We start from the raw sequence: 24,804 nt of genomic DNA, 5'->3' as shown, positions 1-24,804 counted from the left end.
AGCATTGCAAGAGCTTGGAGAGTTATTGAAGCCTCTACTACGGTTCGTGAACCGTGTCGAACGCACCAAGCTTTACAAATGGCTAGATAAGAAATAGGCAAATACCCCCGTACTCCCAAAAGGAATGCGGGGGTATTTCTTACCCAAAAAGAGACTTCATAATGCTGTAGCTCATCCATTGGTGTGCTGCCTTCTCAAGCTCCAGTAAGAGCGGTGTAGGCTCCACTAGGACGTGCTCAGGCTTGAACCTAGTGCCAGTGCCCACGCCTTGCTTCTGGACGCGTACTGAGGCGTACAGCGCCTGTATGAGCGCCCTCTGCCGGTCAGTTGTCAGCTCTGCCCACTTAGCCAAGGCGATAGGCTCAAATGAAGCGAAGTCATCTGTTTCTTGTACGTGCGTAACCCAGTCAATGCCAGCGAATACTGAGTCAGCCTCAAGCTCAGCCAGCCTCGCCTTCAGGTCTGCTATGCCAGCCTCATGCTTGCTCTCACGCGCCACAATTAATGCTGGCCTCATGCCAGCTTCCACGGCTTCATCTAGCCATTCTCTGTGCGCCTTAGTCAGCTCCAATAGCTCCTTGCGTAGCTTGTTGGCTTCCTCTGCTCCGTGAGGCTCCAGCACACTACTGGCGCTAGGGGTGAATAAAGGCACCAGCAGACGGCTTACCAGCATCTTCTCTATTGGCTCAGCAGCTCTGGACAAGTGCCTAGGTGTAGGGCAGGAGTAAGCCCTTGTATTAGTCGGCTTACCTCTATAGGAAGCATTTAGCTTGCGCCCACACACGCCACATTCGATAAAACCGCTCAGCAGGTGTGGCTTATGCCTATATCCCTGTTTGCCTCTAACGCCAGTTTTCCTTGAATCTCGAATGAGCTGGATATGCTCGAACTCTTCTTCACTCAGCAACGGCTTCCAGTCAGTCAGCTTGTAGAGCGTGCCCTCGTACTCTTGGTAGCCCTTCAGCCTTGGACGCTTGAAGTATTGGCTAACGGTGCCAGAAGTCCATTCACGGCCACCCTGTTTGCCTGTCTGAGGCGTGAGCAGTCCTCGCGCGTTCCACTCAGTAGCCACCTTGAAGAACGTCCATTCTCCGCTCAGTAGCTTGCCTGTGGCTTCACGTACTGCCGACGCTTCAGGCTCCACCCATGCGCCAGTGCGGTCTTGCCCAAACGGCCTAATACTGCCTCGGTACTTACCGGCCTTAGCGTCTCTCAGTGTTGCCAACTTTTGGCGCTCAGACTTCTTTGTCTGCTCGGTCGAGTCGATCACGGAACGGAACAGGGTAAGCATGGTGCTATCGGAGCTGGAAAAGTCCAGCTTGCCACCGTCGCACAGCCAGCCAGTGACACCAGAAGCCTTGAGCCTGAGCGTATCCATTACGTCACGGCTAATACGGTCAGACTTGAACGCAACTACATTAGCGGGGGAGTCCTTCAGCATCTGCTCGAACTGTGGCCGTACAGCACCACTTGTGGCGCTAATGTCGTTATCCACGTATGTCTTGTCCAGTGTCCAGCCCTTGGCAGCAATGAACGCCTTGCAAGCCTCCACCTGTGCTTGGACGCTTGAACCTTCCTCAGCTGAGCCTTTGCGCTTATCTTGGCTCAAACGCGCATAAATTGAAGCCTTCATGCTTCATAGGGTATCGGAATATCTTCTGCTGGGTCATGATTACCCTGATGTCCGCTCTGCTGGTTGCCGCGTTGTTGGCCATCGCTGGTCCGCGTTTGCAGGACCTCTTCAACCAGGCAATCGATCGAGTCTCTGGATTAGGCTGAGCCAGGGCCTCGCGAGGATGAGCTGCGCCGCGACCGTTGTCCTACGTCGCTTCCGGAGACAAAGCCCGGATGAGGCGGGATCGGCCGTGGCCGAATTCGTCATGATCACCAGCTTGCTGATCGTCATCACACTTACTCTGATTCAACTGACGCTGGTGCTCCATGTGCGCAATACGCTCACCGACGCGGCGGCCAACGGCGCGCACTACGGGGCATTGGCTAACCGAACTCCATCCGACGCGGGCGGTCGAACCCGCCTGTTGATTGCCGAATCCTTGCATAGCGGTTTCGCCCAGAACGTGCAGGTGTCAACGAGCGCGGTCGGGGATAGTCAGCTAGTGAGCGTCACAGTGTCGACGCGGGTGCCGTTGATCGGGCTATTGCCCAACGGGTGGAATTTGAATGTTCGCGGCGAAGCGGTGCGTTATGAGTAAACGGATGCCCCGTGCCTCGCGCGATGAGGGCAGCGCCATCGTGGAATTTGTGTTCGCCTCCACGGTTCTGCTGATCCCAATGATTTACCTGATTCTCGCTGCAGGTCAGCTCCAGGCAGGATCCTATGCAGTAGTCGGTGCGGCAGACCAAGCCGCCAAGGTCTTCGCCGTCGCCGATACACCCGCCCAGGCGCAGTCAAATGCCCATCGGGTGGTGGAGCGTGCGATGAATAACTTCGGTTTATCCGGTGCCAGCACGCGGATATCCTGCGATCTTGAATGTCTGAGCCCCGGTAGCATTGTCACGATTCAAGTGTCCTTGCGCGTGCAGTTGCCGTTTGTCTCCGACTACTTTGATGTCTCCGCTTTCACCGTCGAGGCTGCCTCGACGCAACGAATCGACCGTTTTGGCTAGCGGCGGGAGGCGGTCGAGGTTACTGCGAACTGCCCGCGCCGAGGACGGGCAGTCGCTGGTGCTTGCCATTGGGTTGTGCGCGATCACCTTGTTGACTATTTCGGTGGTGCTCGCCGCGAGCGCGGTGAACCTCAAAGCGCGCCAGCTTTTGTCCGTCGCTGATGGCGCGATCGTCGCGGCCGTGGATGAGTTCGAATTTGTAGCCGACGGAGGTCAGCCACGAATCGAACTGAACCAGGCTCAAGTGCGGGCGGCAGTTCAGCGCTATCTGCAGGATGTGGACGCGGGACAGCGTGTAGATAATCTTGCCATTGGATCGGTACAGATTCTGCCCGATGGTCAGGGGGCGCGTTTATCTCTGACTGGGTCGGTACAGCCACCGATCATCGGGTGGATCGTCCCTTCCGGGGTGAACATCAGCGTCAATTCCTCCGCGCGCACCGTTTTGAGCAGATAGTGTCGCGAGCTTAAGCCGTCCGCTTACATGGCGTAGGCTTAGATAACTATGGCAAAAACTGACTTCTCCGCTGAAATTCGTTCGCTTCGATCCACTTTCTCTGCGATTGAGGACGTAAGCGACGTTGCTCAAATTAAGGCCGATATCGCCATGCTTTCGGAAGAAGCCGGCGTCCCTGACCTATGGGATGATCCAGCCAGCGCGCAGGTTGTCACCAGCAAGCTGTCCCATCGACAGACGGAACTTGAACGCCTGAATAAGTTGCGCACGCGAATCGACGATCTTGAAGTTCTCGTGGAACTTGCCGAAATGGAAGACGACGACGAAACCCTAGCCGAAGCGGACAAGGAACTCATCTCGATCCACAAGGCGCTGGATGAGCTGGAAATCGTCACGTTGCTCAATGGCGAGTTCGATTCGCGCGGTGCGGTGGTGACGATCCGTGCCGGAGCAGGCGGCGTCGATGCCGCAGACTTCGCCGAAATGCTGTTGCGCATGTACCTGCGCTGGGCGGAAAAGCACGGTTACAAGGCCACCGTAATGGATACCTCCTATGCGGAAGAAGCCGGCTTGAAATCCGCCACCTTCGAAATAGACGTGCCATACGTCTTCGGAACTCTTTCCGTCGAAGCCGGAACTCACCGCCTGGTACGGATCTCACCCTTCGACAATCAAGGGCGCCGTCAAACGTCCTTTGCCGCGGTGGAAGTTGTGCCCCTGATCGAACAGACCGACACCATCGAAATCCCCGAATCCGAGCTTCGAGTGGACGTCTTCCGTTCCTCGGGACCAGGCGGCCAAAGCGTGAACACCACGGACTCGGCGGTCCGCATGACTCACATTCCCACGGGCACCGTGGTGTCGATGCAGAACGAGAAATCACAGATCCAGAACCGCGCCGCCGCATTGCGCGTTATGCAGTCGCGTTTGTTGCTGATTAAGAAGCAACAGGAGAGCGCGCAGAAGAAAGAGCTGGCTGGCGACGTTAAAGCATCGTGGGGTGACCAGATGCGCTCCTACGTGCTCAACCCCTATCAGATGGTGAAGGACCTGCGTACCGAACACGAGGTCGGTAATACTCAGGCGGTACTCGACGGTGAAATCGATGATTTCATTGACGCGGGAATCCGTTGGCGAGCGGGAAACCGACGCCCCGCGAACTAACTCAAAGGCCTGGAACTGAAATAGTTTCAGGCTTTTTTGTTTCTAAATTCCTCTGATTTTTAGAACTAAAAAGTTCAAGTTTATTGCCGGTTTCGAGCTGAAATCCTAGGATTTCAGCTACGTGAAAATCAAGTACATGCTAAGATGAGATGGTTGCTGAGGGCATTGCGCCCTGCAGTTTTCGCGATTCTAGTAGCTCAGACCCGCTCGATGTAGGCGCATTGGCCTCTTTGAAGCCGTCGAAAACGCCATCGATAATGGCAGATAGACGCGAAAATTAGGCGCATCATTTGCGAGGTCTCGGCAACGAATGAACAACCGAGAATCTATAGATTTGAACGGACATTCGCGCGCAATTGCGTGTGTAATTTCGGTTTTTAACGAAGGAAATCGCATTAATGCGGCGGTGCTGTCCCGGAATCGGGGCAGCTCTTTGCTTGCCAGCATGAGGATGCGAAGCAATTGATAACGATACGTAACGTGAGTGAAGGAAGTGATTGATGGATAGAGGGCTTATGTACGTCGGCTAAGCGAATCCTCGCGAATCATTTCGCGGGATGAGACGTGCGAACCACGCATCAAAAGTTTCGAGGCTTGCCTCGGAAGATGCCAATTCTCAACTACGTCGTTTGAAGGAGGTGGCGTGTGAACAACCCGGAAACGGTCGGTTTCAGCGCCTTGATCATCGTACTTTTACTGGTCTTATTCTATGGGGGAACTTTTTTCGTTTCCACGAAGATTGGCCAGAAAAATGAAAACGCCGACGGTTACATGACCGCAGGCAATAAAATCGGATTCGGAATCTCCGCGGCCAGTATGACCGCGACATGGATCTGGGCATCCTCAATGTATGCCTCCGCCGCCTCGGGCTACACCTACGGCATCAGTGGTCCTATCCACTATGGACTCTGGGGCGCCTTGATGATTCTGTTCATCTACCCGTTCGGTAAGCGGATCCGCAAAGTCGCACCGAAGGCCCATACCCTGGCCGAAGTTATGAACGCCCGTCACGGTCGCTCCAGCCAGCTGATGCTAGCCGGTTCGAATATTGTCGGTTCGGTCATCTCATTGATGTCCAACTTCATCGCCGGTGGCGTGCTCATCTCCATGCTCTCTCCCTTCAACTTCATTCAAGGCGTACTCGCGGTAGCCGGTGGCGTATTGCTCTACACGCTGTGGTCCGGATTTCGCGCCTCAGTTCTCACCGACTTCATGCAAGTTATGGCGATGCTTGGCGCCGTGGCAATCATCGTCCCGTTCATTTTCTTCGCTGCCGGATTCCCCGCGGCGTTCGAGACCGGTGCCGGCAACCTGACCGCCCAACAATCGAACTTCTTCTCTTCCGAAGCATTCCTGAACCAGGGTGCCCCGTATATCGCCGCGGTGTTGGCTTACGCAATCGGTAACCAAACCATCGCACAGCGTCTGTTTGCGGTTCGCGAGGATTTGATCAAGCCGACCTTCATCACCGCTACCATCGGCTACGGCGCCATGGTAATCGGCGTCGGCATGATCGGCGTACTAGCCCTGTACCTAGGCTTCGAACCAACCGATGGCAACGTCAACAACATCATTCCGGAGATGGCCATGAGCTACCTGCCTGGTATCTTGTTGGCTCTGTTCTTCGTTATGATCATCGGTGCGCTTTCATCCACCGCTGACTCGGACCTAGCTGCTTTGTCATCGATTATGATGGCCGATGTTTACGGCCAGAACGTTGCAGGCAAGAAGAAAGCCAATCCGAAGACCATGTTGTTGGTAGGACGCATCACGATGATCGTGGCAACGGTCTTGGCGGTCTGCCTCGCTAGTTTGCAATTGAACATCCTTGACCTTTTGGTCTTCGTCGGTGCACTTTGGGGTGCCTTGGTTTTCCCAGTGCTTGCCAGCTTCTACTGGAAAAAGGTCACGAACAAGGCCTTCACCGCAGCGGTTTTGGTCGCCTTGGCTGTTTTCGTTCCGGTGCGTTTCGATTTGATCCCAATGACCGGATTCACCGCCGTAGTCATCGAGCTCCTGGCGATTCTTGGTATCGGCATCGTGCTTGGTCTGATGAGCTTCGGCTTCTTTGGGCTGCGCCCGGCATTGATCGTCGGCACCATCGCCACGCTCGTCGCGGCCCCATTCTGCTTCGGCTTCTTGCGTGACTACACGACCTTGACCGCCTCGCTCGTCGCTTACTCGGTGAGTACCCTGATTTGCTACTTCATGTCGTTCCGTTCCAAGGAAGACTTTGACTTTGCGGTCATCGCCGAGCGCGCTGGCGACTTCGACCCGGTCGACGAGCTGATCGCCACCGCCACGAGTGGTGCCGATAAAACCGAAGGTACGAATACTCCGAAGGGGAAGGAATAAACATGTTGGCACTCACCATTTACGTATTGGCCTGGCCCGTGGTTGTCGCCGGAGTGGCGATCTTTATTGGCAGGGCCTTCATCGCCGAGGCCCTCGCAGCAAAGCGCAATGGCCACCCGCTGATCTAGCAGTCTAATTTCAGGGGTAAGCGCCGGTCATTTGCCGACGCTTGCCCCTGAAGCATTTAATAGCGAAAAGATCAGAATCCCTTGTGGGATATGCCGGACCCCTGAACTATCCGGAAGCACCGCTGATGTGCGCAAGGTCACCGGGGCTACTTGTTGGACGAAAAAGTAGTCAGGTCACCGTGCTTCACGGATTGCGCCAAGGCTGTGGAAACAGCATGAATGTGACAACACACCGCCCCAGCCGCACACGATGTTCACGTTGCACCGATAAGGTTTGGAAGACTGGCGCATCAAAAACGTTCGATCTCGACCCGAGTTTCCGTGGGTCGCGCCCCGACGGCAACTAGCGATTGAAGACATGATTAAATTCGAAAATGTCTCGATGGTTTACGAGCCGAAGCAGAAGAATGCTGCTTTGAATGACGTAAACATCGAGGTTAACCGTGGCGAATTCGCCTTCTTAGTTGGAGAATCCGGCTCGGGAAAGTCTACTTTTCTGAGCTTGATACTGCGCGAAAAACGAGCCACGGATGGAGCGGTATACGTTGCAGGTCAAAACCTGAACCGTATCCCGAGCCGCCGTGTGCCCAAATTGCGCCGCGACATCGGTTTCGTGTTCCAGGACTTCAGGCTACTTCGCGAACGGACAGTGTTCGATAATGTCGCGTTTGCGATGGAAGTTATTGGTGCCTCCCGCGCGCAGATTCGTGATCGAGTTCCGGACGCGCTGAGAATGGTCGGGCTAGAAGACAAAGCCCGCCGTAAACCAACCGAACTTTCAGGTGGCGAGCAGCAACGCGTGGGTATTGCCCGCGCCATCGTGAACAAGCCATCGATCCTGCTTGCCGATGAGCCGACTGGTAACCTCGACCGCAAAAACAGCGTCGAGGTTATGAACGTGCTTGATCGGATTAATCAGAATGGCACCACCGTGCTGATGGCCACGCATGCCCACGAATTGGTCAGCGAATTCCGTCATCGCGTCATCGAACTGAGTAAGGGCAACGTCGTCCGCGACGAAGCTGATGGTCAGTACACGGCGATGACCACCGTAATTAATCAAGATGGTTCTCGCGAGCTGCTCACCGGTGAGGCCGCTAAGGAAGCATCTGGCGAGCTCGCAACGAACGTAGAGAAGGACGAGGACCAGTGAGACTAGGATTTATCCTCCGCGAGGCTGCTAAGGGCCTTCGGCAAAATGTCATCATGGTCGTCTCGGTTGTTTTGGTGACATTCGTATCCCTGACCTTCGTCGGCGCTTCGGCGTTGCTGCAGCTGCAGATCAACCAGATGAAGGGCTACTGGTACGACCGCATGGAAGTTGCGGTCTTCCTGTGCGACGACAACACCGCCGCGCCCAATTGCGCCGGCGAGGGGGTCACCGATGAGCAGCGCACGAGTATTCAACAGCTGCTGGAATCTGACGAGATGTCTCCGTACATCAAGGAATTCGCGTATGAGTCGAAGTCTGATGCCCTGAAGAACTTCAAGGAGCAATACAAGAACTCTTCCCTGGTGGATCAGGTCACCGAGGATCAGCTTCCGGAGTCGTTCCGTGTTGGGCTAGTTGACCCGGAGAAGTATCCGGTGATCAACGAGGCGTTCTCCACCGTTGCGGGCGTCGACTCGGTGGTGGATCAACGCGAACTTTTGGAAAAGGTCTTCCAGCTCGTCCGAGTAGCATCGGCCGCTGCGGCTGTGGTGGCGATCGTGATGATTGCCTGCGCGGTGCTGTTGACCGGTACGACCATTCAACTTTCTGCGATGCACCGGCGTTTGGAAACCACGATTATGCGTTTGGTCGGTGCTTCGAAAACGACCATCCAACTTCCGTTTATTATCGAAGGCGTGATTGCCTCCGTTATCGGTGGTTTACTTGCTTCGGGCACCTTGTGGCTGCTTGTGAAGTTCCTTGTTCAAGATAAACTCGCCAACGAAAACGTTGGCGTTGCCTTCATCTCGACGAATGAAGTTCTACTCGTTGCTCCAGGGCTCTTGATTATTGGTATCGTTTTAGCCACAATTTCTTCAGTGGTAACGTTGAAGCGTTACCTGAAGGTTTAGCTGTTCGTTATCTTTGATCGAACTTCAGAACTTGATGCACAAAAACCCTCTAAGGAGCAGTATGCTATCCAACGCGGTGCGACGTAAGTTCCTACGCGCCACCATCGGTGGAGCCCTTGCTTTGTCGCTTACTTTGCCGGCGGGTATCGTACTCGCCGACGAACTGGATGACCGTAAGGAAAAGGTCGAACAGAACATCGACAACCTTGAACAGGATATGGAAGTCCTAGACGCGGATATCGTTGAGACGGATCGCAAGCTGCGAGAGCAACAAGCCCAAGTTCCAGTGGCAGAAGCGGCCTTGGCCGACGCGCAAAGCCGTGTAGCAAATGCCCAAGCCACTGTCGCTGACCTGACGAACCGGTTGATCAGTGCCCAGGCCACCCGTGACAAGGTTGCCAAAGCGATCGAAGAAAACGCAGCCAAGATAGCTGAAGCTGAAAACACCATGGCGCAAATCGCCTCCGAGGCTTACAAGCGCGGTGGAGTTTCCAGTGGTCTAGACATGATCCTGAACATGGACTCGGCCACTGCCATGGCCGACGGTCTAGACATGGCCAATAGGGCCATGGATTCTCAGAACGCCGTATATAACGATCTGGCGCAAGAGAAGGCAACTGACGAGAGTAACAAACTTCGCCTGGCCGCCGTGGAGGAAGAAATTTCTTCACTCAAGGGACAAGCCGAAGAAGCTCTCGCGCAGGAACAGGGCGCCCGCGATGCAGCGCAATCGGCCAAAGATGAATTGAACGCCCTCGTGGCCAGCACCGAATCTCTCAGCGCCGAGCTGGAATCTAAGAAGCCGCAGATTCAGGCGAAGCTGAAGTCGCAAGAGCAGGAATACGCCACGGTGAATCAGCAGATCAAAGAACGCCAAGAGCGCCTGATCCGCGAAGAAGCCGAGCGCAAGCGCAAGGCGGAGGAGAAAGCTCGCAAGGAAGCCGAGGCGGAGCGTCAGCGCATCGCTAAAGAGAAGGCAGCCTACGAGGCCGAGCAGGAGCGCCAAGCCGCCGAAGCGAAGCGGAAGCAGCAGACGTACCAGAAGAAGCAATACGTCGCTCCCAAGGCAAAGCCGAAGACCGAATCCCGCGCGGAACCAAGCAGCTGGGGCTTGATCAAGCCAACGAGCAGCTCGCGAATTACTTCCAGCTTCGGCTGGCGTCCGACCCCGGCGGGAACCATTGACTACACCGGTCGCGGTGGCTATGTTCACGCAGGCGTCGACTGGGGTTTCGGCGGCCAATGTGGTTCACCGGTTGTCGCAGCTACCAGTGGTGAAGTGTGGTTCGCCGGATGGGGTGGTTCCTCGGGCAATAAGGTGACCGTCTCGCACGGTGTCGTCAAGGGCAAGGCTTTGGCGACAAACTACCATCACCTTTCACGTATCGCTGTGAGCAACGGGCAGCACGTCAACCAGGGCCAAGTTGTCGGGTATGTGGGCACGACGGGTAACTCGACCGGCTGTCACCTGCACTTCGAAACGATCATCAACGGTTCGCATGTGAACCCATTGGGACTTCTCTAGCGTTAGACTTGTTATTTGTGCGCGGGAATCCGCCCGCGACATGCAAGGAGTGTCATGGCTAAGAAGAACCAAGAAGATCGCATCATCGCGAGCAACCGCAAGGCGCGCCACGATTTTGAGATTCTAGATACCTTCGAAGCGGGCATGGTGCTGACAGGGACCGAAGTTAAGTCACTGCGCGAAGGCAAAGCTTCGCTGGTGGAGGGCTTCGGCCAGTTCTACCGCAATGAGCTCTACATTGAGAACTGCTACATTCCTGAGTACCTGAACGGTTCGTGGACTAATCATGCCGCCCGACGTCGTCGCAAGCTATTGCTGCATCGCGCAGAACTGCTCAAGATCGAACGTAAAATCTCTGAGTCAGGTCTGACAATCGTCCCATTGAAGTTGTACTTCAAAGATGGGCGCGCGAAGATCGAAATCGGTGTGGCCCGCGGCAAGCGCGAATACGATAAGCGACAGACGCTGCGTGAACAGCAGGACAATCGCGAAGCACTACGGGCAATGCGAGAGCGTAATCGCGGCCACGCATAAGCGTGAGGCGAAACTCGTTGGGATACCCTCCCGAATTGCGCTATGATTGATTAACGCACCATTGGTGTGGTTGCACCCGGGAGACCGGGACTGACAACAAAATACGGGGATGATCGGTTTCGACGGTGTGAGTCGCGACAGATGAAGCGGGCCGAGGATGCAAAGTTATCTCGTAAACGCTCTTTGCAAAACAATAAGTGCCGACTCAAAGCGCACTGACTTCGCTCTCGCTGCCTAAGCAGCCAGACAGTCCGTAAGCCAGGGGATGCTATCGCCCCTGTTCCTTACGTCATTTAGATAGCCACTGTATCCAGCGGCCGTTACCGCTGTTGGGTACATATTTTGGTAACTGTGCCCGGATCAACCACATGTTTGCGTGATGGTTGGGGCAGAGAAATTCCGCAGCAAACTGCGCCCGGAGAAGACCTGGCAACGCCACATCGGACGGGAGTTCAATTCTCCCCATCTCCACTATAGTAAGCCCCGTAGCCCTTGTGGTTACGGGGTTTTCTTTTTTCATGATGCTTAAAACGGCCTAGATGATGCTTAAAGCTAACCCGGAACAACTTAGACACGACATAGAACGGGCTAGATCAAAGTGGCAGTCATCCAAGAAGTGGATCGGAAAAAGGGCACGGGTTACCGGGTTGTCTACCGAAACAAAGACACCGGGAAAATGTCTTCACGCATGTTCGATGAACCGGACAAGGCCCAGACGTTCAAAGATTTTCTCGAAGCGAATGGTGCCAGCCTCAAAGCCGCTATCGAGGTAAAACGCGTGCACGACAAACGACTTCCACGCGTTCACGAAATCGTCACCGCCCACATCGACCAGCTCAGCAAGCCGCAATCGGGAACGATCAAGCGCTACCGAAACAACAACGCCGGGCACATCGTAGATTCGAACCTCGGCAAGCTGGCAATCGACAAAGTGACTAAGCAAGCCGTCATCGAATGGATGGACGGGTTGCGCGCAGTGAAGGGCTCGAATGTGCCGGTCGGCTCAGAACTATCTCAGCGGACTAAAAAGAATATTCACGCGCTACTATCGAGTGCATTCGATACCGCCGTCCATGACGGCAAGATGACAAAGAACGTCGCAAAGGGCGTAGGCGACCCGGACACGGGCGAAGCACGCGAAGCGGTATATCTGTCGAAGGATGACCTCGTTATCATCGAGGATGCGATGCCAGAGCGCTACAAGCTATTTATTCGCGTGCTCTCAAAGACCGGCCTTCGCTACAACGAGGCAACCGCGTTGCGTAAGCGTGATATTCGGATCGAAGGCAAGCGATGCATCATCATGGTCAGCCGCGCCTGGAAGGCCACCGACGAAGGCGAAAAGATCGGCCCACCAAAAACCGAAATGGCGAAGCGAAACGTCACTTGCACCTTGGAACTATCCGCGGACTTGATAGAGCACATGAAGGACATGCGCCCGGGCCAATACTTATTCACCCGGCCAGACGGTGAGTTTCTTCGAAATAGCTACTTCCACAAATACACTTGGCAGCCCGCGATCAACGAATTGGTCAAGAACGGCGGCCTAGACGAAAAACCATGGATCCACGAAATCCGCAAAGCGCACACGACGCATCTACTGCAAGCCGGCGTAGCAGTTAACGTGGTGCAAGCCCGCCTCGGGCATGAAGACCCGCAAACCACTTTGAAGATTTACGCCCGGCTCGCGACCGACGATGACCAAAAGGCCGCCGACGCACTCGGTTAAAGAAATCTATGGTTTTCACAGCCACAGTAGCTATGATCAATAAAGCAACAGAAACATGCGTAGAAAGAGAAGGGCGTGACCGGAAATGACAACCATGGCACACAAGATCCGCCCGCGAGCGAGCCGAAAGGCATGGAATCCGCTCCGACTGAACGATCTGAGCCTGAACAATTCCAGCAAGATACGCCGGATGCGGGAACAGATGGAAGCCGAGCAAGCGGAAGCGGCACGTTACAGCCAGCTAGTGGGTCGCCTGCAGGCGATGAAAACAGCAAAGGCCTCGAAGCACTAGAAGGCGAAATTGCCGACATTGTTACCGGCAGACTGCTTGAGGTAGTTACTGCGTCGCAATCTTCAATGTCTAGCTGGACTGGGCCTATGCCTTCACCTCAGGACATGCGTGAGTATCAAGCGATACTTCCGGATGCACCTGAGCGGTTGTTCGCTATTCATGAGTCGCAGACTATTGGGTACACGAATCGAATGGATAAGTTGGTAGAGGCCGAGGTCAAAGAGGCCGAGGCTGGGCGAGTAGCCGCTGTATCCCTCATGGTTTTGTGCATGATTGGGTCGGCTTTATTCTTCGCTTTCGGCAACCCGATAGCTGGCGGGGCATTCCTATCCTTGCCCGTATTGGGATTCATAAAGCAGCTGCTTCCGGATCGCGGCTCCAAAACGAGTAAGAAAGCCGATTGAGTAACCCTCGGCTAAAAATTAGACCCTCACCAATCGGTGAGGGTCTTTTTTTATGCGTAAATTTCGGCCAAGTGGTTCAATAAGCAGATTGACTGCCGAGGGGATAGGCAGGACTGAATGTAAGTTTCCAAAACGCTCGGCAATACGCCTAAATTCGCGGCGGTGGTCAGCCTATCCATGCTGACCTTCGAATGTTCGAGCAAGTCTTCAAAATCTATGAGTTGTCGCGCCGCCCATTTATCGGCGATGCGTTCCTGTTTCGGTTGATGCCCATGATGCCCGAAGTGAGCGTGTCCTAGTTCGTGGGCTAGAGCGTAGTTGTATTGCATTCGCCCGAGGCCGGGCTTGATGGTGATCAGCTTGTGAGAGTGATCGTATAAGCCCCAGTGGCCAGGGGGAACCGGTGCCGTTCTGACCCGGACCCCTGAAACCGAAGCCAGGCTTTCAAGGTGCATGTGGTAGCTCGTCATCTCCAATGTTTTCGGGCTTCTTGAGCGCTGCTAGGTCATAAGCATTTCTAACATCTTCATCCGACATTTGAGAGTAGTCGGGCAAATTGTCTACGAGTCGGATTGGCTGATTGAGCTCCGAGGATTCGGTGCCCTCGGCGGCTAGGGCTCGACGCAATATTTCCTCGGCAAGTTGCCGATCTGTCGCGAGGCGCAGCGCCCCGTCGCTGGCTAGTGTGTCGGCTTCATCTTGTCGGATATATCCGGCCTCAACGAACGCTTCGGAAAAGCTGAGCCCATACGCCCTGCAAATTGCCACGACTGTTTCTACGGGAGGAATACCCTTTAGCTTTCGCGTGAGAGTTGCGCGGGCAATACCTGTCCGACGCTCAATCGCGTGCAAGCTTCCCTCGCCTGTGGCGTCCTTTATGTAGCTTTCAAACGTTGTCATGACTCAATCTTGTAGCATCTTTGCATCATTTGCAAGCCGATTAGCCTGATTTCATGCGAATTAGCAGAGTAGTTTCGCATCATCGCTAATAACAGTGTTGTAAGTTCGCATACTTGTGTTGTAGTCTTACATCATCACGAAGCAAATATGCACAGAGAGGGAGTTATGTCAGCGACACTCCAAATTCGTCCTGGACTACTAGGGCGACTTCGCAAAATGAACGGTATTGATAGCGAAGATATACAGGCCCGAATGATCGGCGTTGACCGCACAACGCTTCGCCGGATCGATGCAGGGGGCTCGCCGTCAAGCGGATTCATTGCCGCAATGGTAGTCACTTACAACATGGGTATCGGCGAAATGTTCGAAGTGGTGACCGAAAAGGTCATGGCATGAGTACCGAAACCGCGTACTTCCGCACGCCGGAGGTGGTTGCCCCTGAATTAGGGATGACGCCGACCGAGCTTCGCCGGTACTGCCGGGCAAGCGAGAAGCACCACACGCGACTGAGTAACAACCGCATCATGCTTGACCAAGACAATATTGACGCGATTATCGCGTTTGTGAAAGAGCAAAAAGAAAAGCCAGTCATCGACCCGGTAACCGGCGACGAAGACCCCTTCGCCTAACTAGGCACCCCCGCCCGATTCTGGGCAAACATCCCGCAGTATCTTTCGAACCCTCCCTTCCGTGTTGTTTGCGGAAAGTAAAGGACTATTTGTCATGCCCAAAAACAACCCGAAGCCGGGCTTCCTCACTGAACTTGCTCGTTATAACGCGATCAACGGCGTTAGTTCGACGTTTTCAGAGATGAAGAAAACTGCACGCCGGCTTGAGCGTGCGTTCAACGATCGCGCCGACAAAGCGATTGAAGCCGCCGAGTTCTTGGCGCTCGCTTATGAGAAGGAGTACAGCGATATCACCGGCGAAACCGCTGTTGCTCACGTGATGAACCCGAAAGAGTGCGATCACCATAAGTCAGTAGAGAGAAGGTTGATGGCTGCATGAGTGACTGCCCTGATCCGATGGTTGAGCTTTGGTTGTCGCAGCGTGTGATTCCTGCGCAGGACTTCGCCAGATTGTCAGCGCCCGAACTGAACGACTTCCATGACGACGATTACCCATTGCCAGTATCTGGCGATGCCACCGCAACTTACAAGGAGAAGTAATGAGCACCGAACCGATTGCCCCGCCTGCACGTCTTGTTGATCCGATCATGGCTGGCTATTTTCTGGCACTGCTCGAAAAGAACGGGCAGATCACCGTTGAGGACTGGAATAAGGGGGTGGCGCTTGGCGAGAAGCATTCGCCGGAGCCGCAAGTGCCCGCATTTCGCCCGAGGCCACCGGCTAAACGTAGCGACCTATTCTAATCAAAAAGTAAGGCCACCAGGTGCGAACTGGTGGCCTTTTGCATCCCTCGAAAGGAAAACACAACATGTCTATTCTAGCCCCGCCCGAACCGAAGCTTGATTATGTGGTGCACGGTGATATGAGAACCGCCCGTGTGAGCGTGAGGCCGACCCGGCATCACGAAGTATTCGAATTGTACCTAGTCGATGCTGGCATGCGTTTCTACGTCGCCGAGGATCACAAGGGCACGAACTGGGTCTTCCGCCATCGTCTCTTTTCGCGGTGCGTTGAGAACGCTAAGCGTCGTGCTCGTGCTCATGTGAAGGACGAACTAAGGGCCATGAAGCATAAGAAGACCCTCAATGGTTAGCGCGGCGGGCTTGCCGGTTCCGATGCTTTTTGAGACTTCGAAAGAGGAATTTTTCGAAGTCTATACCGGAACTGTTGCGGAGCTTGTGGGGGAGGGAACGCCGTTTTCGAATGACGACGTTCGTAAGCGCCTGGGCACTTCGCCGAGGCATTCAAATTGGTACGGCGCGGCCATGCGTCGCGCTATCGCCGAATTCTCGCTAGTCGAAGTTAGTTATGGCAAGTCGCGCACGAAGTCACGTAATGGTGGGCGGTTGATCCTTTGGGAGCCACGGAAGGAAAGGGCAGACGCATGAATCCTCTTTATTCGACCATTACCGCGATTTTCCTTGTTGCATTAGTACTCACTCTGATTGCTCGGCATCGACACCGCAAATTTGTTGCGGAGTGGCGTGCTCAGCGTGCGGCTGATCATCGAGCTTGGCTCGCAGAGTTTGACGCGAAGCGGGAGTGTGACGGCTGTGAATGATGATCCCGGACACTTGACCCCTGTTGCCCTTGCCCTTGTGGCTGGGGCTTTTCTTATACCTGTCGGCATCGTGATCGGCGTGACACTACTTTGGGAGTTGATCCTGTGAAAGATCTATCCGAACTACGCAAGACCGCGGAAACAGCGACACCGGGTCCGTGGCATTGGTCAGGGAACGCCGACAACCGCCAGCTGTACCTTGCAACGTGGATCAAGGGTGCTGGGCGCTGCCAAGTCATGGACTTCGAACGCTGGGGTATGCAGGGAGCAGTTCCACGTTTCCTCGATGACGACTCATTGATGATGGAGACCGCCAAGGATCTGATGGTGTACGAGGTTGCACGTAATCAGAACTTGCCGGATGACACCCCGCGCAATCACCCCAAGGTGTATCGGGCAGATGTTGTGGACGTACGCCACCCGAACGCCCGGTTCATGGCCGCCGCAAACCCTGAAACCGTCCTCGCGCTAATCACCCGCCTCGAACAGGCTGAGGAGAACCTAGAGTCGGCGCTTGAAGCTAACAAGCGCTGGGCTCACCGTAGCTCGCGGGAACGCTCGGAGCTGTTCAAGGCTGAGCAGGCCGTAGCAAGAGTGCGGGAGCTGGCTTTGGAGTCTCAGGCAGAAGTGGCTCAGATGAACATGCCGAATATTCGCACGTTGTCCGGCGAAATTCTCCGCGCACTGGATGGTGATACCCGTGGCTGACCGTCTAAAGGTTCGCAGGCTCGGCGGGAAACATTGGGCGTGGTGCGTGGAAGGAAGAAGCGGGCGCATCCTACCGGCGCATGGCTGGCTAGCTCGATTTCACACCCACGCCGAAGCTATCGACTACGCCGACCGTATGGCACGAACCAACCAAGGAGAAAACAAATGAAACCGACTGAGTACTTGACGATCACGGAGCGACCAAACACGAGCATCACGGTAATGAGCGACTCTCGCGGGCCACTGATCGTGGCGAGCGACGGCCCCGGTGCCCGAGCTGTCAGATATACCCCTGACGAATCAGCCAAGTTCGCTCTAGCAATCCTCGAAGCGGCGGGGCTACCTGATGTTGACGATGACTGGCTAGGTGAAGCAGTGATGGGTCTACGTCGGCACATTCAGATACGTGACAAGCGCGCCGCCGAAGCGAAGGATCAAGCCGAGTTGGAAGCCGAAGCGCTGGAACTGTTCAAGGCCTCGGGCACTTACGGGTCAGATCGAATCTTTTTGCAGTTCAGCCATTTAGACGACCACATCCAGAAGGCGTGGCTCGCCGTTGCCAGCCGTGCACGCGAGCTTGGCGGGAGGGCGGAGAAGTGAGTAGCCATCACATCTACGTCTCCTGCCCGGCGCAGGGATGCGAAAAGTCGGATGCAATCTACACCGGCAGCGAGATGCTACCCGACTTCAACGACCGCGAATGGGAAGGCGAAACAATCCTTGCCAAATGCATCGAACACGACGGGAGCGCAGAGAAGTGAGTGAAATCTGCATGTACACCGATTGCCCAGATGCATACACCCACGATAGGAGCGACCATGACTAACCAAACCCCGCTAAACCCGGACGCGCTCGAAGTGGCGTGTGATGCGGTAATTGATGCGTCTTTCGGCCAAGAGCTTCCAGAAGCGCCTATCGACCTCGCCCGCGCCGCCGTATCCGCTTACCTCGCCGCCGCCCATCCGGTAGTGACTGGTGAGCAGGTAAACCTTGCAGGCTGGACTTGTGACGGCATCCACGAGCCGGGTAGTTACGCCACCTGTGAGGACTGCCGCGGAGCTTGCGACGACCTCGCAAACTTCTACAACCAAATGCGCCGCACCCCGAATGCATCCGGCCCTTGGACGTACCGCCCGGAGGTGCCAGGTGCCTAGGAAGGTCTACGCTGAGCAGTCGCGCCACGTCAATGACATATGGGGCGATGGATACCATCGCGGTCACTACTGCATCGACTGGGGCGCGACCGTTGGCGCATGGAGCAATATCTGCGAACACCACGGATGCCCAGAATGTGGCCACCATATGCACTATGGCGCGGAAGTCGGATGCGGTGCACCGGACTGGATCACCGGGTTTTGCGAATGTGACCACGGCTGGCTCTGGACAAGAAGCAAACCGTGGAAACCACTACTACACCGAGGGGGCAAGCCCAATGGGCGCTGACTGGTTTACCGAGGACATGCGTGATCAAGACGCTGGCTACGCGCTAGCCCGGCCACGCGAGAAGTTCCACGTCTATCGCTACAGGATCGCCGGGCCGGGGGCATTGCACAGGACAGCCCTCTGCCACGGAGTGCAAGGCGTAGTCATGGTCAGCAGTGGACTCGACCTGGATAACGAAGCCGAGTGCATGGCATGGCTCAACGGGGAAACCGGGATCTTCGGAGGTCGCAGATTTCCGGCAGGCGAAGACCTGAAACCAAAACTTACCGACTACCAATACGCCGGCCTGTGTGCGCGGTGCAAGGCCAGCTACGAAAGGAAAAAGCCATGACCATCCAAGAAATCCTCGAAGCGCACACGCTAGTGACTGTCGGCTCCATCGACGACATCAATGACAAAGGCGGCTGGCGATCAGAATGCCTAGGTTGCGAATGGGTGGAGCCACATTCGGATGAACGCCGAGAACATCACCGCGCCCACCTGGCCGAGGTGCTGGAAAAGCACATGCAGGAGCAGGAGGCCGCGGAGGTGGAACGGCTCGCCAAGGTAATCGAAGACGAAGGCGAAGGCTACGCCCGAACCGCCGTAACGCTTACCGGCGCTGACAATACGCGCTATCACGCCTACGCCTCAGCACGACAAGGAATCGCTAATCAGCTCAAATTCCGAGCCGACCAGATAAGAAAGGCCACCACTAATGGGCGCTAATGAGAAGCACGAGGCTGCATATCACGGCGGGGAATACGTGCCGGACACTGACGTTATTCGAGAGCAGTACGTAGCCGGGGCGATGGTGACTGGATTTGCGTACAGCCGCACCGAAGCTCGCACCGAGTTCGACCGCTGGCTAGCCCAGATCCGCACGGAGGCGAATGCTGAGGTTTACGACCATCTAGCCGCCACGGCGCACAACCGGTTCGAAAAAGCGAGAATGACCGGACTCGCACACGAAACACGACACGGCCCCACCAAATTAGGCGGGGCTTTTGCTTTGCCCGAAACCGAAACCAAGGAGAACAAAAATTGAGCACGCAGATAACCGAAGCGACCCTGAAAAACTTTCAGAAAGTCAGCTACGCCAAGATCGAACCATCGGGCAACCTGATCGTCCTCGCGGGCAAGAACGGTGCCGGCAAGACCTCCACCAATGACGGCCTCGAAGCTGCACTGACCGGGCATAACGGGCGCAACATCAAGCGCCCCATCAAAGACGGCCACGGCAAAGCAACCATCGATATCAAACTGTCGGATGGCTCGACGCTGATCCGCGGCTACACCCCATCAGGAACCACGCTCAAGGGCTTGGATGCTGAGGGTAACAAGTTTGGTCAGAAGGACTTGGATGCACGAATCAGCTCGCTCGGTATCGACGGGCGCAAGTTCATCAGCATGGGCGAAAAGGATCAACTCGCCGCACTGCTAAGCATCGTGGATCTGCCGTTCAAGCCTGCCGAGCTGGACGCTGAACGTAAACGCCTCGAAGCGCAGCGACTCAGTGTTGGGCAGCAGGGCAAGGCGCTAGGTGAAGCTGTAGTAGATTCCAGCCTGCCAACCGAAGAAACCAGCGCCGGTGAAATTATCTCGGCTATTCGCCTAGCAACCGATCAGGCAGCGAAGATCAAGGATGCCGAGGATGGGCTGAATTATGCCGAATCTAAGGTAGAGGAAATTACCGCCGAAATCGCCCAGCTCACGCGTCAGCTTGAAGGGTGGTCAGTTGCTGTAAATGACCGTCAAGCTGAACTTGAATCTCAGCCTCTCCCTGCCGATACATCCGCGCTTGAAGCCCAGCTAGCAAGCGTCGAAGAGTCCAACGCCTCAATCCGTGCGAACAACCAGGCACGCGAACAGGTGGCTGCCAAGGACTCTTTGCGCAACCAGTACGCAGACCTCACCGAGCAGATCAAGACGCTCGACCAGCGCAAAACTGACGGACTCGCACAAGCTGAAATGCCAATCGAAGGACTCACCTTCGATGACGAAGGCGTGCTGTACCAAGGCGTGCCATTCAGTCGCGCATCAGGCCGCGAACAGCTGATCGTGTCCTGCGCGATGATCATGGCCACCAACCCAGAGATCCGCGTCATCGTCATTCGAGACGGCAACGTGCTCGACATGGAAGGGATGCAGATCCTCAACGACATGGCCGAAGCAACCAACTTCCAAGTGTTCATCGAGCTCGTGAAGGAAGACAAGGGCGATGACGAATACTTCTTCTCAGAAGGAGAGCTGATCTAAATGGTCATCAAGACAGGGGCGCGGGCGGTCACTCCGAAAGTGGAGACACCGCCCGTAGTCGTATCCAAGACGTTTACCGAACCGAAGCCAGACAAGGTTGAGCGCCAGCCGGAGCCGGTAGAGACTATGCCGAAACTAGCACTATCCAGTGAGCCAGTGATTTTTGAGAAGATCGAACAAGGCACTGATGAATGGTTCGAACAGCGCCGCGGCCTAGTTACTGCCTCCGTTGTCGGATTACTGATCACCACTAAGACCATGAAGCCCGCGAGCAACGAAACTTCGCGAGGCCTAACCCGATCACTCGCTGCCGAAAGAATCACCGGCTTCGTTGAACCGTCATTCACCTCGCGAGACATGGAACGCGGAAACCTTGACGAACCAATAGCCCGAGAACATTACAGCGAGCACTACGCCGAAGCCCGAGAAGTTGGCTTCATAACCCGCGAAATTGACGGGTATAAGATCGGCTACTCACCAGACGGTCTTGTTGGTGAAAAGGGGCTAATCGAAGTCAAGTCACGTGCACAGAAAAAGCAACTCGAAACGTTCCTTGATGATTGCGTGCCACCTGAAAACATGGCGCAAATCCAATGCGGACTCTTGGTCAGTGGCCGCGATTGGTGCGACTACCTCAGCTGGACCGGTGGCATGCCAATGTACGTCAAGCGCGTGTACCCGATCCCGGCATGGCAGGAAGCGATCAAGCTTGCCCTGCGTGCGTTCGAAGAAAATGCTGAGGAAATGATCAGCGAATACTACGAGCGCATCGCCGGGTTGCCACCAACCGAACGCATCGACCACTTTGCAGATATGGAGGTTTGGTAACCATGGATATGACGGAGAGCATTGCCCCGAAGTCCGACCAGCTCAACGCTGAGGATCTACGAACAGGGCCGCGGACTTTCACTATAGAGAACGTGACGAAAGGTAGCCGAGAGCAACCTTTCAACTTCCATCTCACGGAGATACCTGGGAGGCCTTACCGCCCCTCAAAATCTATGCGTCGAATCATGGTGAGCGTTTGGGGCAAAGACCCGCTGGCCTATATCGGTTCGCAACTGACCTTGTTCCGCAACCCCGATACTACTTTCGGACCGGACAAGGTGGGCGGTATCGAAATTAGCCACATGTCCGGCATTGACAAGATGAAGCCCATTGTCTTGCCAGCTTCGAAGAATAAACGCAAAACCCACAAGATCGAGCCCCTAACCGTCGCCGCAGTAAACGCAGAGCCGACGATTAGCCCGGCTCAGTGGAACGAAATCAACATGGCTGCCACAAATGCCGGTATCGAAAGTCCTGCCCAGTTTTCGGCGCAGGTACTTGGTCGACAATTAGCAGGGCCGCACGAAATCACTTTGCACGACTACGCGGTAATCATGGAAAAAATAGGAGGAAACGCGAATGGCTGAAATGACAGTGACCGGTAATCTCGCCGCCGATTCCCAGTTGAAGACAACGCCGAGCGGTTCTAACGTGCTGAACTTTCGTGTCATCGAAAATAAAGATCGTAAACGCCAAGACGGCACTTATGAGACTTTGAAGACGCAAGGGTTCAACGTGTCGATCTGGGGATCACTCGGTGAAATGCATTATGAGCGTGGCCTAAAACAGGGCGACCGCGTGAAACTTGTAGGTGAGTTTTGGTCACGCGATTACGACAAGCAAGATGGAACACGCGGTGTTGCATTGGACTTCACAGCATGGGGGATTCAGCCGTTCGAAAAGGCACGCAACAAGCCAACGCCTCAACAGAACGCGCCTCAGCAGGGCGGGGGAGCTTCGAACGCGAACACCTATGAGCCGGGCGGGTGGGGCAATCCACCGCAAAGCCAGCAGGACGGGGGCGGGAATCCTCAGCAACAGGGCGGCGGGTGGAATAACAACCAGCAAGGCCCGCCACCTCAGCAGGGCAATGGGGGAGGCTGGAATCAGCTTCCACAGCAACAGCAACCGCCGCAACCACCACAGGGCGGAGGATGGAACGCGCCAAGCAATGACCCGTGGAGCACTGGCGGCGGTCAATCGCAACCACAGCAGGGCGGCGGCGGTTGGGGCAACCCAGGCACAGACGAGCCACCATTCTGATGGGCGCGCTGACCGCTCTGGGGATTCTCGTCTGCCTACTCATAGCGGTAGGAATCTTATTCGGGTGGATAGTCCTAGTGGATCGCACAGCAGATAGGTTCAACTGGCCGTTCTGGGTGAATGGCTGCATCACTTTCGCTCCATTCGTAGTTGGAATCTACTTCGTCATCCTGGCGTCACTCACCACGCAGTAACCCCTAAGCGCTAACCCAAACCGGGTAGCGCTTTTCTTATGCCAAGAAAGGCAAAAACATGGCAGAGCAGTACAGCAAAGTCGAAGTAGTCACCCCAGCACTAAACGGTGAGGGATGGTTCGGAAAAGTGTTCGCCGCGATCTTCATGCTCGCGCTTCGGACGCTCATCGTGTGGTGGTTCGTTGCCGCATGGTTCCCTGAAATCGGACTGACATTCTGGCAGCTCGTTTTGCCGGTCTACGCAATCCGAACGCTTTTCGGCAACACGCCATTCACACCGAGGATGCTAAAGAAATAACCCTCCAAGCCAGTGCATAACGTACTGGCTTTTTTCATACCCAAAACGGGGCTGGCATTCACTACGGATGCCAGCCCCGAACCATTCCCAAAGGAACTTATTTTGAAAGCGCTTCTTGGAAGACTTTGGAAATCGGTACAGGTCACCGAATCCTGTTGGCTTTGGACCGGAGCACTCCTGGACGGATACGGGATTATCGGCAGCAACGGCACCTGCCTAAGAGTGCACCGTTTGACCTATGAGCAGCTAGTGGGCGAGATACCGCAGGGGCTTGTGCTTGACCATCTATGTCGAGTTAGAAACTGCGTGAATCCATCACATCTTGAACCGGTGACGATCAAAGAAAACGTACTCCGCGGGGTAGGCCCAACTGCCGAATTCGCTCGCCGAGATGAATGCGCTCACGGTCACCTTTTCACCCCAGAAAACACCCGGATAACCAAGACAAGAACGACTACTTATAGGCGATGCCTGGAGTGTCATCGCGCAAGAAATCGCGCATACATGTCTCGTAAACGACAAGAAAGAAAGAACGCCAAATGAACGTAACTGTATTCACCACGACCTCATGCCAGAAATGCCGGATCACCAAACGCAAGCTCGATGACGCGAAAATCCCATACGCGACCATCGACGCATCGACCAAAGAGAACGAGCCTCTAGCCGCCGCGATCCGAGCCAGAGCAGAAGAACTCAACACCCCGGCAGAAATGCCTTACGTGACCGTCTACGACGAACACAACGTGCTCATAGCCGATTGGTTCAGCTTCCGGCCCGACCTAATCAACGAACACATCTTGGAGGCGAACTAACGTGCCGACCAAGAGAAAAATCATCACGCCGCGGCCATCGCATGAAGAGAACATGCGAAGCGCCAAAGCATTCCAAGCTCGACTGGCAAACCTGCACAACAAAGACAAACGCCGCCAGAAAGTGCGCATGGTGACCAAATGACGACCGACACCCCGCCATGCTGCCGGCTCTGCAAAGGCAGAGCACCACATATGTTCTGCCGGTCTGGAACCTGCAAATGCCACACCCCGCCACAGCAATCAGCAAAAACCGGGCGGTCACTCTACCGAGACCCCGTTGCTGAACAAGCCATCGGGCGAGCCGACAGCGACTTCAACGGGGTAGGCCTTCAAGGCCGCCCCGTCTACCTGAAAGGTTATCGACGATGACCAACCCTCAACAGCAAGCCGACGCACTACGCAAGCTTGCCGCCATCCTCGAAGCCGACGACCTACCAGGGCGCGAATACCAAGACGTGCCCTTGCATGTCTGCCTCTACTTCAAAAACGAAGCACAGCGGCAATCGGCAATCTTCAAACTCAAACTGGCGGGTCATCACCTGCGACCGAGCGAATCCGGGAAACATTTCAGCGTCACCATCGACCACGACATAACCAAAACCGGCCTAGAAATCTCGCTCATCGTTCCAACCCTCGACCACGAATAGGAA

The 24,804-nt window shown here is 55.3% G+C and carries 35 protein-coding genes and 1 other RNA gene; 33 read left to right on the top strand and 3 right to left on the bottom strand.

The features are described 5' to 3' along the window. Positions 1-139: 139 nt before the first annotated feature. Positions 140-1,633, bottom strand: a complete 1,494-nt coding sequence (locus CIK76_RS05185) for a recombinase family protein (RefSeq protein WP_096284119.1) — start codon at positions 1,631-1,633, stop codon at positions 140-142. Between the two features lie 232 nt (positions 1,634-1,865). On the opposite strand from CIK76_RS05185, the gene CIK76_RS05180 reads away from it, so the two are divergent. From CIK76_RS05180 to CIK76_RS19005, 13 genes are all read left to right on the top strand, one after another. Further along, positions 1,866-2,213, top strand: a complete 348-nt coding sequence (locus tag CIK76_RS05180) for a TadE family protein (protein WP_255248353.1) — start codon at positions 1,866-1,868, stop codon at positions 2,211-2,213. Beyond that, positions 2,206-2,628, top strand: a complete 423-nt coding sequence (locus tag CIK76_RS05175; RefSeq protein WP_141393473.1) for a hypothetical protein — start codon at positions 2,206-2,208, stop codon at positions 2,626-2,628. The genes CIK76_RS05180 and CIK76_RS05175 overlap by 8 nt, the downstream gene beginning before the upstream one ends. 58 nt (positions 2,629-2,686) lie before the next feature. Further along, positions 2,687-3,085 (top strand): hypothetical protein, encoded by a 399-nt coding sequence (locus CIK76_RS05170; protein ID WP_096284113.1) that lies wholly within the window; start codon positions 2,687-2,689, stop codon positions 3,083-3,085. Positions 3,086-3,133: 48 nt separating this feature from the next. Next, positions 3,134-4,249 (top strand): peptide chain release factor 2, encoded by a 1,116-nt coding sequence (gene prfB, locus CIK76_RS05165; RefSeq protein ID WP_096284111.1) that lies wholly within the window; start codon positions 3,134-3,136, stop codon positions 4,247-4,249. Between the two features lie 645 nt (positions 4,250-4,894). Then, positions 4,895-6,604, top strand: a complete 1,710-nt coding sequence (locus CIK76_RS05160; RefSeq protein WP_096284109.1) for a sodium:solute symporter family protein — start codon at positions 4,895-4,897, stop codon at positions 6,602-6,604. A gap of 2 nt (positions 6,605-6,606) precedes the next feature. Further along, positions 6,607-6,732: a putative transporter small subunit gene (locus tag CIK76_RS19575; RefSeq protein ID WP_096284107.1), complete on the top strand. Its 126-nt coding sequence runs from the start codon at positions 6,607-6,609 to the stop codon at positions 6,730-6,732. 358 nt (positions 6,733-7,090) lie between these two features. Then, the gene (gene ftsE / locus CIK76_RS05150) at positions 7,091-7,885 is read left to right on the top strand and encodes a cell division ATP-binding protein FtsE (RefSeq protein ID WP_096284105.1); all 795 of its coding nucleotides are present in this window, start codon (positions 7,091-7,093) and stop codon (positions 7,883-7,885) included. Next, positions 7,882-8,796 carry a permease-like cell division protein FtsX gene (gene ftsX, locus CIK76_RS05145; protein ID WP_096284103.1) on the top strand — a complete coding sequence of 305 codons (915 nt, stop codon included), beginning with the start codon at positions 7,882-7,884 and terminating at the stop codon, positions 8,794-8,796. Before ftsE ends, ftsX begins: the two co-directional genes overlap by 4 nt. A 61-nt stretch (positions 8,797-8,857) precedes the next feature. After that, a complete protein-coding gene (locus CIK76_RS05140; RefSeq protein ID WP_096284101.1) occupies positions 8,858-10,321 on the top strand; it encodes a M23 family metallopeptidase in 1,464 nt (487 codons plus the stop codon). Positions 10,322-10,375: 54 nt separating this feature from the next. Further along, positions 10,376-10,855 (top strand): SsrA-binding protein SmpB, encoded by a 480-nt coding sequence (gene smpB, locus CIK76_RS05135; RefSeq protein WP_096284099.1) that lies wholly within the window; start codon positions 10,376-10,378, stop codon positions 10,853-10,855. A gap of 105 nt (positions 10,856-10,960) precedes the next feature. Continuing rightward, positions 10,961-11,329: a transfer-messenger RNA gene (gene ssrA, locus CIK76_RS05130) on the top strand. A 202-nt stretch (positions 11,330-11,531) separates the two neighbouring features. Beyond that, on the top strand, positions 11,532-12,584 hold the full coding sequence (locus tag CIK76_RS05125; RefSeq protein WP_141393472.1) for a site-specific integrase: 1,053 nt from the start codon (positions 11,532-11,534) through the stop codon (positions 12,582-12,584). A gap of 75 nt (positions 12,585-12,659) precedes the next feature. Further along, positions 12,660-13,280: a hypothetical protein gene (locus CIK76_RS19005; RefSeq protein ID WP_141393471.1), complete on the top strand. Its 621-nt coding sequence runs from the start codon at positions 12,660-12,662 to the stop codon at positions 13,278-13,280. Between the two features lie 50 nt (positions 13,281-13,330). On the opposite strand, the gene CIK76_RS05110 is transcribed toward CIK76_RS19005, so the two are convergent. Beyond that, complete coding sequence (locus CIK76_RS05110; protein ID WP_096284091.1) at positions 13,331-13,750, bottom strand: ImmA/IrrE family metallo-endopeptidase; 420 nt, start codon at positions 13,748-13,750, stop codon at positions 13,331-13,333. Then, positions 13,725-14,180 carry a helix-turn-helix transcriptional regulator gene (locus CIK76_RS05105; RefSeq protein ID WP_096284089.1) on the bottom strand — a complete coding sequence of 152 codons (456 nt, stop codon included), beginning with the start codon at positions 14,178-14,180 and terminating at the stop codon, positions 13,725-13,727. The genes CIK76_RS05110 and CIK76_RS05105 overlap by 26 nt, the downstream gene beginning before the upstream one ends. A gap of 216 nt (positions 14,181-14,396) precedes the next feature. Here CIK76_RS05105 and CIK76_RS19000 point away from each other — a divergent pair, with 216 nt between their 5' ends. The 20 genes from CIK76_RS19000 (at position 14,397) to CIK76_RS05000 (ending at position 24,801) form a co-directional block, all read left to right on the top strand. Beyond that, the gene (locus CIK76_RS19000) at positions 14,397-14,576 is read left to right on the top strand and encodes a hypothetical protein (protein ID WP_141393470.1); all 180 of its coding nucleotides are present in this window, start codon (positions 14,397-14,399) and stop codon (positions 14,574-14,576) included. Further along, positions 14,573-14,809 carry a hypothetical protein gene (locus CIK76_RS05100; RefSeq protein ID WP_096284087.1) on the top strand — a complete coding sequence of 79 codons (237 nt, stop codon included), beginning with the start codon at positions 14,573-14,575 and terminating at the stop codon, positions 14,807-14,809. The genes CIK76_RS19000 and CIK76_RS05100 overlap by 4 nt, the downstream gene beginning before the upstream one ends. 94 nt (positions 14,810-14,903) lie before the next feature. Beyond that, positions 14,904-15,188 carry a hypothetical protein gene (locus tag CIK76_RS05095; RefSeq protein WP_096284084.1) on the top strand — a complete coding sequence of 95 codons (285 nt, stop codon included), beginning with the start codon at positions 14,904-14,906 and terminating at the stop codon, positions 15,186-15,188. Then, a complete protein-coding gene (locus CIK76_RS19290; protein ID WP_176484095.1) occupies positions 15,185-15,349 on the top strand; it encodes a hypothetical protein in 165 nt (54 codons plus the stop codon). The genes CIK76_RS05095 and CIK76_RS19290 overlap by 4 nt, the downstream gene beginning before the upstream one ends. Further along, entirely contained in the window at positions 15,349-15,552 is a 204-nt protein-coding gene (locus CIK76_RS05090) for a hypothetical protein (protein ID WP_096284082.1), read from the top strand. Before CIK76_RS19290 ends, CIK76_RS05090 begins: the two co-directional genes overlap by 1 nt. A 65-nt stretch (positions 15,553-15,617) precedes the next feature. Continuing rightward, on the top strand, positions 15,618-15,902 hold the full coding sequence (locus tag CIK76_RS05085; protein WP_096284080.1) for a hypothetical protein: 285 nt from the start codon (positions 15,618-15,620) through the stop codon (positions 15,900-15,902). A 573-nt stretch (positions 15,903-16,475) separates the two neighbouring features. Beyond that, positions 16,476-17,078: an ead/Ea22-like family protein gene (locus tag CIK76_RS05070; RefSeq protein WP_176484094.1), complete on the top strand. Its 603-nt coding sequence runs from the start codon at positions 16,476-16,478 to the stop codon at positions 17,076-17,078. A gap of 222 nt (positions 17,079-17,300) precedes the next feature. Then, positions 17,301-17,678 (top strand): hypothetical protein, encoded by a 378-nt coding sequence (locus CIK76_RS05065; RefSeq protein ID WP_141393469.1) that lies wholly within the window; start codon positions 17,301-17,303, stop codon positions 17,676-17,678. Further along, on the top strand, positions 17,675-17,839 hold the full coding sequence (locus CIK76_RS19285; protein ID WP_176484093.1) for a hypothetical protein: 165 nt from the start codon (positions 17,675-17,677) through the stop codon (positions 17,837-17,839). The genes CIK76_RS05065 and CIK76_RS19285 overlap by 4 nt, the downstream gene beginning before the upstream one ends. 57 nt (positions 17,840-17,896) lie before the next feature. Then, positions 17,897-18,232: a hypothetical protein gene (locus tag CIK76_RS05060; RefSeq protein ID WP_096284070.1), complete on the top strand. Its 336-nt coding sequence runs from the start codon at positions 17,897-17,899 to the stop codon at positions 18,230-18,232. Positions 18,233-18,387: 155 nt separating this feature from the next. Further along, complete coding sequence (locus CIK76_RS05055) at positions 18,388-18,852, top strand: hypothetical protein (RefSeq protein ID WP_141393468.1); 465 nt, start codon at positions 18,388-18,390, stop codon at positions 18,850-18,852. Next, a complete protein-coding gene (locus tag CIK76_RS05050) occupies positions 18,849-19,229 on the top strand; it encodes a hypothetical protein (protein WP_096284066.1) in 381 nt (126 codons plus the stop codon). Before CIK76_RS05055 ends, CIK76_RS05050 begins: the two co-directional genes overlap by 4 nt. Then, positions 19,219-19,548, top strand: coding sequence for a hypothetical protein (locus tag CIK76_RS05045; RefSeq protein ID WP_096284063.1), 330 nt, complete (start codon positions 19,219-19,221; stop codon positions 19,546-19,548). Before CIK76_RS05050 ends, CIK76_RS05045 begins: the two co-directional genes overlap by 11 nt. Next, the gene (locus tag CIK76_RS05040) at positions 19,545-20,759 is read left to right on the top strand and encodes an ATP-binding protein (RefSeq protein ID WP_176484092.1); all 1,215 of its coding nucleotides are present in this window, start codon (positions 19,545-19,547) and stop codon (positions 20,757-20,759) included. Before CIK76_RS05045 ends, CIK76_RS05040 begins: the two co-directional genes overlap by 4 nt. Continuing rightward, the gene (locus tag CIK76_RS05035) at positions 20,760-21,587 is read left to right on the top strand and encodes a lambda exonuclease family protein (RefSeq protein ID WP_255248352.1); all 828 of its coding nucleotides are present in this window, start codon (positions 20,760-20,762) and stop codon (positions 21,585-21,587) included. Positions 21,588-21,589: 2 nt separating this feature from the next. Continuing rightward, a complete protein-coding gene (locus tag CIK76_RS05030; protein WP_096284059.1) occupies positions 21,590-22,174 on the top strand; it encodes a hypothetical protein in 585 nt (194 codons plus the stop codon). Next, a complete protein-coding gene (locus CIK76_RS05025) occupies positions 22,167-22,850 on the top strand; it encodes a single-stranded DNA-binding protein (protein WP_096284057.1) in 684 nt (227 codons plus the stop codon). The genes CIK76_RS05030 and CIK76_RS05025 overlap by 8 nt, the downstream gene beginning before the upstream one ends. A gap of 252 nt (positions 22,851-23,102) precedes the next feature. Next, positions 23,103-23,342, top strand: a complete 240-nt coding sequence (locus tag CIK76_RS05015) for a hypothetical protein (protein ID WP_096284054.1) — start codon at positions 23,103-23,105, stop codon at positions 23,340-23,342. A 539-nt stretch (positions 23,343-23,881) separates the two neighbouring features. Then, positions 23,882-24,154, top strand: a complete 273-nt coding sequence (locus CIK76_RS05005; protein ID WP_096284052.1) for a glutaredoxin domain-containing protein — start codon at positions 23,882-23,884, stop codon at positions 24,152-24,154. Between the two features lie 365 nt (positions 24,155-24,519). After that, positions 24,520-24,801 (top strand): hypothetical protein, encoded by a 282-nt coding sequence (locus CIK76_RS05000; protein WP_096284050.1) that lies wholly within the window; start codon positions 24,520-24,522, stop codon positions 24,799-24,801. Positions 24,802-24,804 lie beyond the last annotated feature (3 nt).

It is taken from the genome of Glutamicibacter sp. BW80 (assembly GCF_002332385.1).
GTDB lineage: Bacteria > Actinomycetota > Actinomycetes > Actinomycetales > Micrococcaceae > Glutamicibacter.
This window is presented reverse-complemented; position numbering and strand designations above follow the sequence as displayed.